Source organism: Tahibacter caeni (assembly GCF_024609805.1).
Lineage (GTDB): Bacteria > Pseudomonadota > Gammaproteobacteria > Xanthomonadales > Rhodanobacteraceae > Tahibacter > Tahibacter caeni.
In genome coordinates, this window is the sequence record NZ_JANFVR010000084.1 from 1 (window position 1) to 16650 (window position 16650).

The 16650-nt window shown below is 67.8% G+C and carries 14 protein-coding genes and 4 tRNA genes; 14 read left to right on the plus strand and 4 right to left on the minus strand.

The window, feature by feature from the left end; genetic code table 11:
• From NON22_RS09735 to NON22_RS09800, 14 genes are all read left to right on the plus strand, one after another.
• Positions 1 to 401, plus strand: a 401-nt coding sequence (locus tag NON22_RS09735; RefSeq protein ID WP_484600502.1) for an NHL repeat-containing protein, incomplete at its 5' end; no start/stop codon positions are given.
• Positions 398 to 850 carry a hypothetical protein gene (locus tag NON22_RS09740; protein WP_257386739.1) on the plus strand — a complete coding sequence of 151 codons (453 nt, stop codon included), beginning with the start codon at positions 398 to 400 and terminating at the stop codon, positions 848 to 850. The genes NON22_RS09735 and NON22_RS09740, both read left to right, overlap by 4 nt.
• A gap of 27 nt (positions 851 to 877) precedes the next feature.
• Entirely contained in the window at positions 878 to 2710 is a 1833-nt protein-coding gene (uvrC, locus tag NON22_RS09745; RefSeq protein WP_257386740.1) for an excinuclease ABC subunit UvrC, read from the plus strand.
• A gap of 87 nt (positions 2711 to 2797) precedes the next feature.
• Positions 2798 to 3364 (plus strand): CDP-diacylglycerol--glycerol-3-phosphate 3-phosphatidyltransferase, encoded by a 567-nt coding sequence (pgsA, locus tag NON22_RS09750; RefSeq protein ID WP_257386751.1) that lies wholly within the window; start codon positions 2798 to 2800, stop codon positions 3362 to 3364.
• Between the two features lie 172 nt (positions 3365 to 3536).
• Positions 3537 to 3612: transfer RNA gene (locus tag NON22_RS09755), tRNA-Gly, on the plus strand.
• Between the two features lie 83 nt (positions 3613 to 3695).
• Positions 3696 to 3769 (plus strand) — tRNA-Cys (locus NON22_RS09760).
• 20 nt (positions 3770 to 3789) lie between these two features.
• A tRNA-Gly gene (locus NON22_RS09765) sits at positions 3790 to 3865 on the plus strand.
• 422 nt (positions 3866 to 4287) lie between these two features.
• On the plus strand, positions 4288 to 4923 hold the full coding sequence (locus tag NON22_RS09770; RefSeq protein WP_257386741.1) for an antibiotic biosynthesis monooxygenase: 636 nt from the start codon (positions 4288 to 4290) through the stop codon (positions 4921 to 4923).
• Between the two features lie 147 nt (positions 4924 to 5070).
• Positions 5071 to 5157, plus strand: a tRNA-Leu gene (locus NON22_RS09775).
• Between the two features lie 233 nt (positions 5158 to 5390).
• On the plus strand, positions 5391 to 5933 hold the full coding sequence (locus tag NON22_RS09780) for a hypothetical protein (protein WP_257386742.1): 543 nt from the start codon (positions 5391 to 5393) through the stop codon (positions 5931 to 5933).
• 165 nt (positions 5934 to 6098) lie between these two features.
• Entirely contained in the window at positions 6099 to 7106 is a 1008-nt protein-coding gene (gene pstS / locus NON22_RS09785; RefSeq protein ID WP_257386743.1) for a phosphate ABC transporter substrate-binding protein PstS, read from the plus strand.
• Between the two features lie 183 nt (positions 7107 to 7289).
• Entirely contained in the window at positions 7290 to 8213 is a 924-nt protein-coding gene (locus NON22_RS09790; RefSeq protein ID WP_257386744.1) for a toll/interleukin-1 receptor domain-containing protein, read from the plus strand.
• A 161-nt stretch (positions 8214 to 8374) separates the two neighbouring features.
• Complete coding sequence (locus NON22_RS09795; protein ID WP_257386745.1) at positions 8375 to 10813, plus strand: hypothetical protein; 2439 nt, start codon at positions 8375 to 8377, stop codon at positions 10811 to 10813.
• A gap of 21 nt (positions 10814 to 10834) precedes the next feature.
• Positions 10835 to 12997, plus strand: a complete 2163-nt coding sequence (locus NON22_RS09800) for a hypothetical protein (RefSeq protein ID WP_257386746.1) — start codon at positions 10835 to 10837, stop codon at positions 12995 to 12997.
• Between the two features lie 265 nt (positions 12998 to 13262).
• Here NON22_RS09800 and NON22_RS09805 read toward each other — a convergent pair whose 3' ends face one another.
• The 4 genes from NON22_RS09805 to NON22_RS09820 form a co-directional block, all read right to left on the minus strand.
• Positions 13263 to 14294: a Calx-beta domain-containing protein gene (locus NON22_RS09805; RefSeq protein WP_257386747.1), complete on the minus strand. Its 1032-nt coding sequence runs from the start codon at positions 14292 to 14294 to the stop codon at positions 13263 to 13265.
• A 4-nt stretch (positions 14295 to 14298) separates the two neighbouring features.
• Positions 14299 to 14805 (minus strand): hypothetical protein, encoded by a 507-nt coding sequence (locus NON22_RS09810; RefSeq protein WP_257386748.1) that lies wholly within the window; start codon positions 14803 to 14805, stop codon positions 14299 to 14301.
• Complete coding sequence (locus NON22_RS09815) at positions 14805 to 15482, minus strand: glycine zipper domain-containing protein (protein WP_257386749.1); 678 nt, start codon at positions 15480 to 15482, stop codon at positions 14805 to 14807. Before NON22_RS09815 ends, NON22_RS09810 begins: the two co-directional genes overlap by 1 nt.
• Positions 15483 to 15610: 128 nt before the next feature.
• Positions 15611 to 16650: TIGR04222 domain-containing membrane protein (locus NON22_RS09820; protein WP_257386750.1), on the minus strand; the 1040-nt coding region annotated here is incomplete at its 5' end.

Sequence of the window (16650 nt, forward strand, 5' to 3'; positions counted from 1 at the left end):
CCGCGCTGGGCCAGGCGCTGTTCGTCGCCGACGCGGGCGCCGGCGCGATCCGCGCGATCCGGCTCGGCGACCGCCACGTCACGACGCTCGTGGGCGCGGGACCCTGGCAGTTCGGCGATGCGGCCGGCCGCCGCGACGCGGTGCGCCTGCAGCATCCGCAGGGCGTCGCGGTCGATCCGCGTGGGCTGGTCTTCGTCGCCGACAGCTACAACGACAAGCTCAAGGCGATCAACCTCAAGACCGGCGAGACGCGCAGCTTCAGCCTGCCGTACCGTTTCGAGGCGCCCGAAGGCGTCAGCCTCGGACAGGGCGCGCTGTGGATCGCCAACACCAACGCGCACGAAATCGTTCGCGTCGACCTCGGCAACGGCAGCTGCCGGCGCGTACCGGTCGGCGAATGATCCCGCTGCCGCGCCGGGAGGCGCCCTGGGCGCCGACGGCGCTGCGCGAGCTGCGGCGGCCGTGGAAGCTCGCCACGTTCGCGTTCGGCATGGGCTGGCTGCTGTACGGCGCTCTGAACTACGGCATCGCCGACTGGGATGTCGGGATCAGCCTGCTGATGAGCGGGTTCACCTACCTGCTGGCGAGCTGGAGCGTGGGCCGGCTGGCGCAGCTGCGCCGGCCTGACGGCATCGGACTTGCGGTCGCGCTCGCCGCGCTGTTCGCGGCCTGGTTCTGCGTCGACGGCGTCTACGTGCTGTATCACGGGCTCGCCGGCAACCGCATGGACCGCGAGGGCAATTTCCGCGCATCGCTGCCGCTGTATTTCCTCGCCGGCATGATCTGGTTCTATCGCGGCAGCCTGGCTGAACTGCGCCGGGACTTGATTCGGCGGATTCCGCGCACATAAGTCCCGCTTCGTCCGACAATCCCCTGCATGGAAACCAGCCCCGCCACCGCGCCGTTCGACGGCAAGGCCTTCGTCCGCCACCTCAGCGGTTCGCCCGGCGTCTATCGCATGATCGACGCGCGCGGCGAGCTGCTCTACGTCGGCAAGGCGCGCGACCTCAAGAAGCGCGTCGGCAGCTATTTCCTGAAGCCGCGGCTGGAGCCGCGCATCATGGCGATGATCGCGCAGATCGCGCGCATCGAAACCACGCTGACGCGCACCGAAGGCGAGGCGCTGATCCTCGAAGCGCAGCTGATCAAGTCGCTGAAGCCGCGCTACAACATCCTGCTCCGCGACGACAAGAGCTATCCCTACATCTTCCTGTCGGCCGGCGACGCCGAAGCGCCGCGCATGAGCTTCCACCGCGGCGCGAAGACCGCGAAGGGACGCTATTTCGGCCCGTTCCCGAGCGCGTACGCGGTGCGCGAGAGCCTGGGACTCATGCAGAAGCTGTTCCTCGTGCGCCAGTGCGAGGACAGCTATTTCCGCAACCGCTCGCGGCCCTGCCTGCAATACCAGATCAAGCGCTGCAGCGCGCCGTGCGTGGGCCTGATCGACGCGGACGACTACGCGGCCAGCGTGCGCCACGCCGCGCTGTTCCTCGACGGCAAGAGCAACCAGGTCATCGACGAGACCGTCGCGCGCATGGAACAGGCCAGCCGCGCGCTGGAGTTCGAGAAGGCCGCGGCGCTGCGCGACCAGGTCGCGACGCTCAAGCAGATCCAGGCGCGCCACTACGTCCACGGCGCGAGCGCCGACATGGACGTGCTCGGCTGCCGCATCGACAACGGCCTGGCCTGCGTCTCGGTGCTGTTCTTCCGCAACGGCATCAGCCTGGGCTCGCGCGACTTCTTCCCGCGCCTGCCGCTGGATGCGAGCGAGGCCGACGTGCTGGCCGCGTTCATCGCGCAGTACTACCTCGAACGGCCGTTGCCCGAGGAAATCATCGTCAGCCATTCCATCGAGGACCTGGACGTGCTGGCCGAGGCGCTGTCGACCCAGGCCGGGCGCAAGGTCGAGATCAAGGCCAATGTCCGCGCCGAGCGCGCGCGCTTCCTCGAGCTCGCGCAGAAGAACGCGACCGTCGCGCTGGCCGCGCGGCTCGCGAGCCGGCAGACCGTGCGCGACCGGTTCGAGAGCCTGCGCGAACTGCTCGAGCTCGACGAGACGCCGGCGCGCATCGAGTGCTTCGACATCAGCCACACGCTCGGCGAGGCAACCGTTGCGTCCTGCGTCGTGTTCGGCCCCGAGGGCGCCGAGAAATCGCACTACCGCCGCTTCAACATCGCCGGCATCGCGCCGGGCGACGACTACGCGGCCATGCACCAGGCGCTGGAGCGGCGCTACAAGCGCCTTACGGCCGGCGAGGGCGTGCTGCCGGACATCCTGCTGATCGACGGCGGCAAGGGCCAGGTCGCGCAGGCGCTGGCCGTGCTCAACGAGCTCGGCGTGACCTCGGTGCTCGTCGTCGGCGTGGCCAAGGGACCGGAACGGCGCGCCGGCCACGAGACCCTGATCCTCGGCGACAGCGGCCGCGAGATCTGGCCCGGTCCGGATTCGCCGGCCTCGCACCTGGTCCAGTCCATCCGCGACGAGGCGCACCGTTTCGCGATCACCGGCCATCGCCAGCGCCGCGAGAAGGCGCGCGAGAAGTCCAGCCTCGAGGAAATTCCGGGCGTCGGCGCGCGCCGCCGTTCGGCGCTGCTCAAGCAGTTCGGCGGGCTGTCCGGCATCGCCGCCGCCGGCGTCGAGGAACTCATGCAGGTCAAAGGTGTCAGCCGAGACCTGGCCGAGCGCATCTATGCGCGATTCCATGGCTGATCCGGGCGCCGCCGTGTCACACTGCCGACATCACGCCGCGCTCGGCGCCAGCCGCCAACCCGCCACAAGGAAGCCTTGGTGCGACCGATACGTCTGACCCTGCCGACGATACTCACGCTGTTCCGTATCGTGCTGCTGCCCGTGATGGTCGTCGTTTTCTACCTGCCGTTCCGCGGCGCGAACCTCGCGGCGGCCGCGATCTTCATCGCCGCGGCGCTGACCGACTGGCTCGACGGCTGGATCGCGCGGCGCTACGGCATGACCTCGGCGTTCGGCGCGTTTCTCGATCCGGTCGCCGACAAGCTCATGGTCGCCGTCACCCTGTTCCTGCTCGTGGAGCGCAATCCCTCGCAGATGCTCGCGGTCACGAGCGCCGTCATCGTCGGCCGCGAGATCAGCATCTCGGCGCTGCGCGAATGGATGGCCGAGATCGGCCAGCGCGCCAAGGTCGGCGTCGCCACGGTCGGCAAGATCAAGACCATCGTGCAGATGGTCGCACTCGTGGTGCTGCTGTATCAGCACGACTCGCCCGAGCTGCGCCTGTATCGCGTCGGCGAATACCTGCTCGTCGCGGCCGCGGCGCTGACGATCTGGTCGGCGCTCGTCTACGTGCGCGCGGCCTGGCCCGTGCTGACCGAGCGCGACCGCGGCTAGCGGCGTCCGGACGGCGTGGTCGTCGCGGCGCGCGTTGCAGTCGCAGGCGCAGGTTCCATGCGCCGTGCAGCGGGCGGTGCGCGAGGCGACGGCGATCTCTGCACGATGACGATTTCATTCTTGCAGACTGTTGACATCGCCCGGCCAATCCCTAAAATGCGCGGTCTCCGGTGCGGGAATAGCTCAGTTGGTAGAGCACGACCTTGCCAAGGTCGGGGTCGCGAGTTCGAGTCTCGTTTCCCGCTCCACGAATCCTCAAAACCTCGGCTCACCGAGGTTTTGTTTTTTCGGGGCGACATTCGGTAGGTAGAAGCCCGGAAATACGCAAGACGGCCTGGTGGCAGAGTGGTCATGCAGCGGCCTGCAAAGCCGTGTACGCCGGTTCGATTCCGACCCAGGCCTCCACTCGATAACGACAGTTGAATGCGGGAATAGCTCAGTTGGTAGAGCACGACCTTGCCAAGGTCGGGGTCGCGAGTTCGAGTCTCGTTTCCCGCTCCAGTATCAGGACCTCGCTTCGGCGAGGTTTTTTTTGGCCGGCGGCGCGACTGTTTCTTGCCCGCCGTTCATGCATTGCCGTTCGCCGGCGTGCGGCCATTCCAGGGCGGCGGGAAAAGCGCAGACACGGCATGAAAATCCGCGCGCGCCCTCGAAGCGCCCGCCCGAACGCGGCGATTCCGGTACGCTCGAGCGAAGCCTGTCATCGGCGGAGCAGGGCCGACGCGCCCGGTACGCGATTCGTCCGATTCGTACAAGACGGCAAAGACACTCGCGCGCACAGTGCGTGTGGATACGTGGAAAGCCGCGCCCGTCCATTGCGGATCCGATATCGCATGACCGTGCTCTGCTGCGAATCGTGGCGCAGCACACCGTGAATGCGGACCGCCGGAATCGGCGCGCCCGTCCGCCGAAGAGGTCACGACATGAACTCCGAACGCCCCGCTGCAGCCGTCGACCCGCGCGAGCCCTCGCTGCGCGATGCCTCGCTCGCCGACGTGTCGGCACGCGGATTTCCGCGACCGGACAGCGTGACCGCCGTGATCCGCCATCGCGTGCGCGCCGACGCACTGGCTGACTACGAACGCTGGCTCGAACGCATCGTGCCGGTCGCGCAGCGCTTCCCGGGCCACCGCGGCGTGGACGTGATCCGTCCGGTGGCGGGCTCGTCGCTGTATACCGTGACGATACGCTTCGATTCCCTCGCGCATGCGGACGACTGGTTCCAGTCCTCGGCGCGGCAGACCCTGCTCGCCGAGCTGCTGCCGCTGCTGTCGCAGGAGGAGCAGCGCGAGACCGTGACGGGTCTGGAGTTCTGGTTCCGTCCGGAACCCGGCCAGAAACCGGCCAGGCGCTACAAGCAGTTCCTGCTGACTCTGGCCGTGATCTACCCGCTGACCCTGCTCGTGCCGATGCCGATCCGTTGGCTCGCGCGGCGCTGGACCTGGCTCGACCACACGCTGCTGATCCATCTGCTCGTCGCGGCCGTCATCGTCGGACTCATGACCTACGTGCTGATGCCGCGGCTCACGCGCTGGCTCGCGAAGTGGCTGTACGGATGATGCGATGCGGGTGCGGAACCTGATTCGCCGGCGACCGGCGCCACGCGCGCCGAGCGTTGCTGTTTCATCTCGGCCCCAGGCGTTTTCGCTGCTGCCGGCTGCGATGCCCTTTCCGCTGAGCGCGGAATCGCGCATGCTTGCGCGCCTGCCCCGATGGCGAAATCGGTAGACGCAACGGACTTAAAATCCGTCGATCGCAAGGTCATGCCGGTTCGAGTCCGGCTCGGGGCACCACTCCGCGTTCTTCCGAACCGTCTGCAACGATGCCGGCACAGATGACGATCAGGCCGTGCGTCCGACCATCGGCAGAGCGGCCCGCCCAACGCACATGGCAACGCGAGCTTGCGCGGTACTGACGGCAGTCCTCCGGCGGCCGTGCTTTTTCCCGCGGCGACGGAGTCGTTGGTACGAAGCGCAAAGCCCGAACGCAGATGAGTCCTTCAGTTCCCGCGATCCGCAGAACTGCTTTGCCGAACGCCGCCGCGGCCGTCCGCCGGCTCCAGGCGCATTTTCCGCCGCCGCGTTTCGCGGTCGGCGAAGCCTGGTTCATGGGCGAGTCGCGCCGGTATTACGAAACGCTGCTCGATCCGCAGCGGGTCCGCGCGACGAATCCCGAGCTGCTGACGGCGCTCGCGGAAATCGGCTCGGGTCAGACGTGTTTCGGACCGCTGCCCGAATGGACGGACTGTGTGCATTCCGAACGATCGCCGGTGCGCTTCCGCAATGCTTACTGGCAGGGCGCCGAATGGATGGGGCGCGCTGGCGCCGGCGGGGAAGACAATTTCCCGTGTCGACCATTTCTGCCGCAGCGAAACCGCGAGTGTCTGATCGCGGGTTTCCGCACGCAGCTGGATGTCGAGACCGTCCTGCAGTGGCTCGTCGCGATCGAGGCCGCGGCGACGCAGAACGATGAAGCGCTGAGCTTGCGGGCCGAATTGGAGGAGGCGCTGATGCATTGCATCGAAGCCTATGCATTCCCTGCCCGCCCGGTGACGAGCGGCGACGACTGAACGATCGCGTCCGGTCGCTTCGGTTGACATTGCGTTCGCATCGCGTGTCATCGACGGCAGTCGTGCGCAGCATGGCGTTCAGCCGCAGGACACTGCGGTGCAACATCGTCGAGGCAAGCTTGGCGTCGCGGCAACCAGGGCCGCCAGGCCTCAGGGGGCTTCGCCATGCACGTCGTCGTTCGCCGCGTCGCGGCACTTTTCCTGTTCGCCGCCGCAGCCTCGCCGGCGATTGCGCAGAACACCGTCACCGGTGCCGGCTCGATCTTCGTCGAGCCTGTGCTGACGAAATGGGCCGCGCAGTGGTCGCAGCAGAAGAACGCAACGATTGCCTACGAAGGTGTGGGCTCCGGCGCCGGTATCGACAAGCTCAAGGCCGGACGCGTCGATTTCGCCGCGACCGATGCGCCGCTCAAGGACGGGGAGCTCAAGGCCGGCGGCTGGCGCCAGTTTCCGATCGTCGCCGGAGGCATCGTGCCGGTGACGAATCTGCGCGGCGTCGGCCGCAAGCGCGTGCGCCTGACCGGGCCGCTGCTCGCGCAGGTCTTCCAGGGCCGGATCACGCGCTGGAACGATCCGAGGCTGCAGGCCGTCAACGGCATGTTCACCTTGCCCGACGAGCCGATCACGGTCGTGCACCGCGGCGACAGTTCGGGCATCACTTACAACTTCACCGCCTATCTGTCCAAGGTCAGCCCCGAATGGGCGGCCGAACTCGGCACCGGCAAGACCGTCAAATGGCCGGTCGGCATCGCCGCCGAAGGCAATACCGGCCTCGGCCAGCGCGTCACCGAAACGCCGTTCTCGATCGGCTACGTCGAATACGGCTATGCGCTGCAGCACGAACTGCAGATCGTCAATCTCTACGCGACGGCCGAGCGCGCGATCTCGCCGACCCAGACCACGATCCGCAACGCGCTGGAATCCGCCGACTGGCGCAGCGCGGCGGAGTTCAACCTGCTGCTCGTCGGCATCCAGGGCACCGACACCTGGCCGATCGCCGCGAGCACCTGGATCGTCATTCCGCGCGATGCGCCGCGCTCGCAGAACTTGCGTGCGGCGCTGGCCTTCTTCGACTGGGCGCTGCAGCGCGGCGGCGAGACCGCCGATGCGCTCGGCTATACACCGCTGCCGCCGGGGCTGGTCGGGTTGATCCGGGAGTCGTGGAAGCGCTGAGAAAGACGACCAGCCTAGCCATGCGGCGGAGATCCTGCCGTTGCCGGTTCCAACCTCCGCACGGCGCTTGCGCGGGTGAGAGGCGCCGCATTCTCGCAGCAGGAGTAGATCCAGCCGGAGTGCCCTTCGCACCGCCGGAGATCTCTGCCGCGAGAGGCTTCGCGGCGCCTGGGAGCAGCCGACGTGGCGTTCAAGCTATTCGTTTCCTACGCGCGGGAAGACAAGTCCTATCGCGAGCAGCTCGGAAAGCACCTGGCGGCGTTGCGGCGTCCCGGACTGGTCGAGGTCTGGCATGACGGCATGATCGTGGCAGGGCAGCGTTTCGCCTCTGCCATCGACGCGCAACTGAACGCAGCTGACGTGATCCTGTTGCTCGTCAGCTCGGATTTCCTCGATTCCGACTATTGCTATTCGATCGAGATGCAGCGTGCGCTCGAGCGGGAACAGCGCGGTGAGGCCTGTGTGATTCCGGTCATCGTGCGCCCTTGCGCCTGGAAGCTGACCCCGTTTCACGGCTTGCAGATCGCCGCAGGCGAATGGCCTGCGCTGTCGCAGTGGCCGAATGTCGACGAAGGTTATGCGCAGGTGGTCCTGGCCGTGCGTGCCGCTATCGATGGTTTGGCGGCGCGACGTTTGGCGTCGCCGCCTCATTCGACGGCGCCGATTCCGGTCGCGGCAGTTCCGATGACGGCATCGAGGGTCTTTTCCGACGCCGAGCGTTTGAGTTTTCTGCGTCGGTCCTATGCCGATATAAGGCGGGCATTTGACGCATCGCTGCGACGGTTGTCCGCGCGCATGTTCGCCTGCGAAAGCGAACTTCGGCAGGTCGACGCGCATACCTTCACCTGCCACGTGCGCCGCGCCGATGCACCGCCGGTGGAATGCGCGGTCAGCCTTATACCGGAGCGGCGCTGCATCGCCTATTCCCATTCGGCCGCGTCGCGGGGACATGAGTTCGACGAGGGCGTGGGCGTCGATGCAGACGCGCAGCAGCTTTTCCTCTGCGTGTTCGGCCTGGATCCCGCAAGTGCCGGGCGCAGCCGCTTTGCATCGGGCGAAGCGGCGGAACTGCTCTGGGATCTGTTCGCGCGACGCCTTGTGTCGTAATCGCGCATCGGATTTGCGTCGGTATCGGCAGCGATGCCTGCGCCGACATGCTGCTCAATTCTGCCGGCACGGGCGTCGAGCGGGCACGCCATGACGCGAAAGGCCCTGCTCAATGTCTGCACGGACGCGGCTGCCGAACCGCTGGGTCGAGGAGATATGCGATGCACGATGAAACCACCGATAGCGCGACACCCCCGCCGGGCGCGACGGCCGAATCACTGGCCCGCGCGACGGAAAGAGCCGAAGCGGAGGCCGGCTTTGTTGCGCCGTCGACTGCGAGCGAAGCATCGACACCGGAAGCAGCGGACGACGCAGGCGGTGCCGGGTTCGCGGCAGCGGCGGCGGGCGAGACGAGCGGGTCGGCGGCGGCCGGTATCGGCGAAGAAGAAGCCGATCCCATCCATGTGGCGACGGACGGCGGTTGGGAAAGCGACGGGGTTTTCGGCGACGAGGGCGCGCGCACCGACGCAGCCGATCGCTTCGACGACGATCCTTATGCGCAGATCGATACCTGGCAGGACGATCTGATCGAGGCGGAGCCGCTGCCCGGCGGCGTTCCGGACGAAGAAGCCGACGCATTCACGGCGCAGGTCGCGGCGCTGCAGCGCCGGCGTTTGTTGCTGATACGCCATGCACCCACGCCGGCGGCCGAGGCACGCGCGACGGCGGTATTGCGTGCCGTGGTATCGGAGCTGCTGCGGCGGGAACCGCAACGACGGCCGCTGTCGAGCAAATACGATCGACCATTCGCGCCGCAAAGTCTGGCGCATACGCCTCAATGGCGCCGTGACCGGCAGCGCTCGGTGATCTATCTGTTCCGCAGCGACGACCCCGACAGCCTGGGATTCTTCAATCGCCAGATAGAGCCGGTGCGCCATCTGCGTGAGAGTCTGGTCGACAACGACAGCTACCTGCTGGTCACCGCGGCAATGCCCGAGACCGCGTCGCTGCGCGAGGAAGCGCTGCTCGTCGAGGAAGTCGCGCTGTGGCGTCTGCGCGAGGTACAACCGATGGTGCCAGCGGAAGCGCCGGTCATCCTCGAGGAACGCTTCGACGTCGTGCTGACCGCCTGTGCGGCGTTGTTCCCGGGGCTGGGCTTCGGCGAGTTCGCGAATCTCGTCGACAGGCTCGCGCCGGCGGCGCCGAGCGAGTGGGCGCGTCTGGAAGCGCCGCGTTCGCGTCATCAGCGCTGGTACGCCGGCGAGCGTGATGCGGTGCGCGCCGAACTGCATGTCGTATTGCGTGCGCCGCATACGCTGGAAGACGTGGCGACAGCCGACGCGAGCGCCGAGGCGGGTATGTACCTGGATACGCGCGAGCGTCGCGTCGGCATGCCGGATTGGCTCTATGAGCGCCATCTGTCGGTGCTCGACGAGATCGCGGGTCTGCTGGCCGACAGTTACTTCGTCGCGGGCATGTCTCCGCGTCAGGGGCTGGGTTATCGCCGCCTGCTCCTGCGTCTCGACGCACTGGGAGTGCGACGTATAGGTGTCGACGAAGTCATGCGTCACCTCTATTCCGGCCTCGACGACGGCCAACTGCACCGGCGCTTTCGTCGCGTCACCGAACTATTGAACGAGATGGCCAATATCGGCAGTACGCGCCAGTTTGTCGCGCGCTGTCTCGGCGAGATCGCCAAACTGCTGTACGTCGGCGAGACAAGGCTGGTGCAGTCGCTGCAGAATTTCGGCACGCTGGCGCAGCTAGGCGCCCAGCGCGCTGCGCCATATGCACCGGCGTTCTGGGAAAAGGTTCGCATGCGCGCCGAATGCGGGACCATCCTGGCGAAACTTCGCACCAGTCACTGGGATGTCCTCCACCTGCTGCTCATGCAGAACTTCGTGGAGCCGTCCTCGGTGATAGGTCTGATCGTGTGCGAAGTCGAGCGCAGCAACCAGGCGCACCAGGACTGGGTGACCGCGGCGCGCCTGAAGCGCGGCCAGCGCCCCATGGTTTCCTACGCGCGCATGATCGTCCGCGACATGCTGCGCTCGGTCCTGCGGGGCTCGCCTGAAACCTGGCTGACTTACGCGGAGGCTGCCGTCAAGCATTGCCGCGCGGGCGGGACCGTGGGCGCTCATTCGCGCTGGCTTGCGCGCGATTTCATCGCTTCGCTCGGAGAGTCCTGTCATCAACTGGCCGGCGGCCGCTCACCGTCCGAACTGTACCGAGCGCTGCTGGGCACATTGTCCGCACGCGAGCGTCTGGCGGCGCTGCTCGCGCAACTGTTCGAAATCACCGCGGTGCAGGAAGGTCCGCCGCGCGACGGCGACGTCGACGCCAAGACATCCGTGTCGATCTATCGCTGGCTGGCGTTGGGTCTGTTGCACCACGCAGCGGCCACGACGGAGCAGTTGATCGAACTCGTCAGCGGTTTCTCGAAGCCCTGGATCTTTGCGCTGCGGTCGCCGCAGCAGCGCGACGCGGTGCAGGCGGCGCAGCAGCAACAGCAGGGGCTATTGGCCGCACGCCGGCGCCAGCACGGCAACGAAGCGGCCCTGCGCCGCACCGAAGAATCCCTGCAGTCGCTGCAGATCCTTCTGCGCAGCTGGCAGCACGCGGCGAGCGCGCGGCGGCAGGCCCGATCCGCGGCGACCTGAACTTCGACGGAGAACCTTCGCATGAGCTCTTACTGTCTCAACGATTTCCTGCGGCCCATTGTCGCCGCCACCTTCTCGCCGAAGGCCAACGGCGCCGGCCATCACCTCGTCTTCAGGAACGGCGAGTTCGAGCCTTATCGGCCGCGCCAGTTCGGCTGGCTGCGCGGCGACCTGTCCGGTCATCACGTCTTTGTGCGTGACCTGCGCGGTCCCAAACAGGTGAAGAACTGGCTGTTCCGCTGGTCCGAGGGCACCAGCGCCATCGAGCTGGAATTCGACGCGAATTTCGAGATCTACGCGCGAGGGCTTGAAGAGTCCCGCGCTTTGGCGAAGGCCCTGTTGAGCGGACCGGACAGCGCCGGCGACACGCTGCATGCGCTGATCGCGCGGGAGCTGCATCGGCGGCTTGGCCGGCTGCTGGAGGAATGCGAGAGGTCCGGCGACAGCCTGCACGACTGCTTCAGGCCCGCGGCCGACGGCTTGAGCCAGCGGCGCGAACTCGACGAAGACGTCGGCAAGGCCGTCGCCGACGAGCTGAATGTACCCTTTCGCATCGGTTTCCAGATGCGCGATCCGGCGCCGCGCCAGATCGATCTGCGCTGCAGCCACACGTTCAGGCTCAGGGACCGCGCCGCCGTTTGCGAAGTCGTGACGACGGCGCTGCTGCAGCTGGACAATTTCCAGGCGCACAAACGCAGCGGTCTGCATGATGAGGCGGCCATCCGTGCTGCCGTCGAGCGCCAGGTCGCCGAAGCCGTGAAGGAACTGCTGTTCGACAAGCGTTATTACTCGGTCGCCCGAGCCTTCGCCGGCGAAGATAATGCGATCGGCATCGACATGGAACGACGCCTGCATGGTTTCGCTCAATCCATCGGCTATCGGATCCGGCCAGTCAACGCGTTGCTGGACATTCCCGCGACGGCACTGTTCCGCGGATTGTCCGTCGAGGTGCCGGCAGGCGAGGCCTATCAATTGCACACCAGCGGATTCGCCGAAGTTTCACTCAGCCTGCGCGTACGCGCAGGCGACGACGATGAGGCGATCGCGCGACTGATCGGCTCCGACGTGACCGACGTGGCCGAACCGATAGAGGCGCTGGTGAGACGCTGCTGTCGCGAGACGCTGGCGCGCTTCACGTATTCCAAGGTCAGCGTGCGGTTCGACGAGGAGGTTCGGCCGGAGCTGGAAAACAACATTCTGCGAGAACTGGCCGGCTACGGACTGCAGGCGAACATCACGCGTCTGCGTTCTGAGCCTACCGAGGATGCGATGCGTTTCATGGAGCTGCGCCGGATGCCGGCCATCGATTTCGTCGTCAAGGTTCCGCCGCAGGCCGACATGGGCGATGCCGACGAGGTCGAGGTCCACGGCGTCATCGACATCCTGGGTGCTGCTGAGGACGACTATGCTTGGCTGCGCTTCCAGTCGGGCAATTTCGGCTACCGGCGCGATTCTGCGCGGAGTCTCGACGACATGCGCGCTCAGGCGGCGCGCCGCGGGGTGACCGACATCGACAGGAAGGACCGGCGCGCACTCGCCGTCGCGATCGAAGTCGCGGAAATCAAGCATCGCGTCGTGGCGACTCTGCGCAACGAGATGGCCATGTGGTCCAGTCTTGCCTATGTCTGGGCTCGGGCGGAAAACGCTGCCGACATCGAGCAGCGTGCGAATGCGGCAGTCGCTCGGGCGATCGCCGACGAATTCGGTCTGCGTGTGCATCTGCGCGGCTTCGGCCGTGGCGACACGCTCAGCGCAAACACCGCGCGCGCCGCGCGCGAAGCCAAGCTGCGTGCTGAGCGGGAGGCCATCGAACAGCTCGCCCAGAAGCGCAAGACGCATCTGCTGCAGAAAAGCGAGATGCTGCACAACCAGGAGCTCGAAGCATTGCAGCGTCTGGACAGATTGAATGGCGACATCCTGGCCAATCCGCTGGACCTGGATCACGAGACTTTGCGTCTGCGCGCCGAGAAGCTCGCGGCGGAAGCGCGAGACGAAGTGCAGCAATGGGAAATGCAGCTCAGTCGCCCTGCGGCGTCGCCGTCGTCGTCGGTACCGCGCTGGCAGCCGCCGCCCCTCCCTGAGCGCGGCGACAGCCGGGCTCGGCTCGACGGCGAGCCGGCACCGACCGCGCCTCTGCCGGGGCCGGCGGACGACAGATCGGCGCCGCCGGCCCCGGAAAGATAGCCGGCGAGTCCTGAGGACACGTCCTTTCTCGCGGCGACGATTGGGGGACGGCAGCTCGTCCCCGCCGTGCGGCTGGCCGCTCCGCGATCGTGGCCTAAGATCCGGACTGCTTATCGGCGAAGCGGTGTGCGGTCGTGATCGTCTCGACGGTGGTCAATCGGCGCTCCCGCCTGATGCTGCCGCTACGGCTCCGCCACGATTGACGTTGCGGACTCCGATCGAGCAGGGCCGCCTTGGCGGCCAGGGATTGCGATTGCGCCGGCGCTCAAACCGTAGTCGGATCACGTACGGGCTGCGTGACGCGCGGAATCACCTCGAGCAGTTCCTCCACCCAGCGGTCCATGGTCGGTGTGTGGCCGTCGATGATCTCGATCAGATGACGTTTCATCACGCGGGCGGCTTTGGCCTGCTGGGCGAAGCCGTCGCGCTCGAAGCGCTGGACCAGTGCATCCACGGTGTCGAGTACCGCGGCGGCCGGGAGACGCCGGAGTTGGCCGAGTTCCTGCAGATAACGCTCGCGGGCGCGTCCGAGATCGCCGCTGGCCGCCGCGAGCCGGTTGCGATAGGCCGCATACGCACCGGCGTCGTTGCGGCTGGCGGCCATCATCTCGTCGGCGACGTGCTGTTTCATGCGCAGGTCGGCGATGTCCTTGGCAATGCGGGAGGCCGAAAGGACCAACGCTTCGGTGCTGGCCGGGTCGCTGGGCGGCACGGACGGCGGCGCAATCGTGATGCGGTGATCCGGCGTTGCAGCCACATTGGGCAGTACCAGGGTGAAGTGCCGCTTCGGCTTCTGGTGGGAAGCGTCGCGCAGTAGCGTCACCTTCATGTGCTTGCGGCGTTCGCCGGGCGCGAAATGTAGCTGGCCGCGTGCACCGACGTAGTCGCTGCTCTGCAGCGCGGTGCCGTCGCGGGTCTCATACTCGACATCCACCGCAGCCGCCAGCAGCGCATCTCGGCGGATTTCGATTTCGACGGTCTGGCCGTCGTCGCTGGTTTCGGTTTGCGCCTGCGCGAAGCGGATATGTGCCAGCGGCGGCGGCCGGTACCAGTTCTGCAGGGCCTGCGCTGCCGTCACGCCGACGGCGGCAATCGCGCCGGCAGCCAGGGCTGTGGCCAAGGCTGACGCGCGCCGGTCGCGGTCCTCACCTCGCACGAGAGCCGCGTTGCAGCCCGGCTCGAGGCGACAGCATCCGTCGGCCCGCGCGTATTCAGCCTGCGAGAAAATGCGATCGTTCAGCGCATGGGAGCAGCGATGGTTCACGCACCAGTATTGCGGGCGGCGTAGCCAGGCCACGACGTCAGTTCTGCAGCAGCGCGACGACCTCGCGCTGCAGCTGGCCGTTGCGCCGGTTGGCCCGGTCGACCGCGATGCGGCGGCTCGCGACGTCGCCGTCGGACGGCGCGGGCGTGGCGGCCTGCGTCGCGAGCCATTCGCCGTTTCCGGCAAGCAGTGCCTGAAGGCGCCGACGCTCGCCATCGTCGAGCCGGCGCAGCCGCATCAGCGCGCGCAGTCGTGCGTCGAGGTCGCGGTTTTCCTGGCGCAGCCGTTCGAGCTCCTGCTGCAGCTGCCGCGCCTGCGCGTCCAGATCGTCGTGTCGTTCGCGCAGCGCATCGCCACGGGCCTGTTCGTCGGCGATGCGGTCGCGCGCGGCCATGTCGCGGTGCGTCAGCTCGTGCTGACGCTCGCGCGCCTTGCTCTCGCTCCAGCCGAACAGGCCACCCTGCTGCGGGTCGCCCGTCGTGGCGCAGCCCGACAGCAGCGCGAGTGCGACGAACGCCGCGGATACTTTCGGAGTCGCGCGCATCAGTAGGCCCGCCGTTCGTCGATCTGCTGCAGCTGCAGCCGCGCGAGTTCCAGTCGCCGCGTCTGTTGTTCGAGATCGCGCAGACCGGCTGCGACCAGCTGCAGGCCTTCGGACGGCTCCTGCTCGGCGTCGCGTCTGTCCTTTACGTCCTGCGCCTCGGTCGCGGCGATCAGCGCGTCCTGTCGCTGCATTTCCTCTTTCATCTGCTCAAGCTGGCGCTCGACCGATTCGACCAGCGCGCTGAGCTTCTGCTGATTCTCCGTCTGCGTCAGGCGCCGGGCTTCCGCCGAATCCTTGGCCGACTGCAACTGCGCCACCGCGGCGCCGAGCTCGGCGACCTCGCGTTCGATCTGCTCGTTCTGTTCGCGCGTGGATTCGACCAGTGCGGCGGCCCGCTGCGCCGACAGGCGCAGCTCTTCTTCGCGCTGGGCGTAAGCGGCTTTCTTGTTCGCGACCCGGTTGCCGACGACGGCGCCGACGATGCCGCCGAGCAGCGCGCCGACGACGGTACCGCGATCGTTGCCGGCGATCGCGCGACCCAAGGCAGCGCCGGCCGCCGCGCCGGCCGCAGTCCCTTCAGCGCGCGTGCGCTGCCGATCGGTCGCGCAGGCGCTCAGCGAGAGGCCGAGCAGGCCGATCAGGAACAGGCGAGGGAACGAACGGATCGACGACGACATGGACACCTCCGGCTGGGAGCGGCGGCGCGCGCGGCGCCGCCCGGCTGATGTCGTCTACTGCCTTCGGGAATCCGGTTCTCTCACTTCGATGCGCGTGGCGCGCGCGTCGCTGCGATCGGTAGCGCGGCTCAGTCCCCGCCGCCACCGCATCCGCCGCAGCCGCTGCTGCAGCTGCTGCCGCTGTCGGAGGAACAACTGCTGCCGCTCGAGCAGCCGCTGCTGCTCGCGTTGGCCGCGCGCGACTCGTGAAATTCCGCATAGGCCGTGCCGGCCAGCACCGTGGTGCCGGCCAGCGCGACGGCCAGGCCGATGTCGCCGTCGCGCGGCGCGCGCCGCGCATGCGCGTGGCGGCGGTTGAGCTCGGCCAGCAGCGAATCGCCGGCGCGCGTGCGTTCGGGGCGGCGGAACAGCAGCATCGCCGTCGCGATGCCGACGAGCAGGGTCAGCACCAGCAGGAAACCGACCGGGCGGTCGCGCTCGATGCCGACGGCGATCTTGGCCAGGCCGAGCAGTTCCAGCAGCGCGAACGGCAGCGCGCTGGCCAGACCTATGCTCCAGCGCTGGCCTTCGGTCAGCAGCAGCCCGCGCGAGCACAGCAGGTCGCGCAGGCGCTGCAGCCGCGGCCTCACATGACGCACTATGCGCGGCAATGCCGGATCGGCGGCGGCCGCACGGGCGATTTCGTCGAGCGGGTAGTCGCGCACGTCCTGCGGGCGGGGCACCTGGAGACGGCGCTTGCGCGCGTCCCACTGCGCCTGCTTGTCCGCGAGCAGGCTCGCGACGCCGGCGTCGACGACGCGCAGGGTGCCGCCGGCCAGATAGGCCACGGCCCAGGTATCCAGCGCCGGGCCGCGCGGGACCGCATCGGAATCGCCGCGGAACCGGCGGCGCACGAGCACGACGATGCCGATGCAGGCGGCGATCAGGACGAAGTAGAGCAGCAGGAAGGTCGGGCCGTCGTAGTCCAGCGGATTCGTCGGCAGCGCCTGCAGCAGCGGCGCGATGCCGAGCAGCAAAGTGGCGGCGAGCAGCTGCGCCCGGTTCGGCCGCGGCAGCGCCGGCTTGGGCAGCAGCCAGCCGCGCGCGAGGTCGACGCGGCGCCAGCGCGCCGGGCTGGCCGTCTGCGCGCGCGCGTCGGGCCAGTAGTCCGCGGGCGGCGGACCGACCC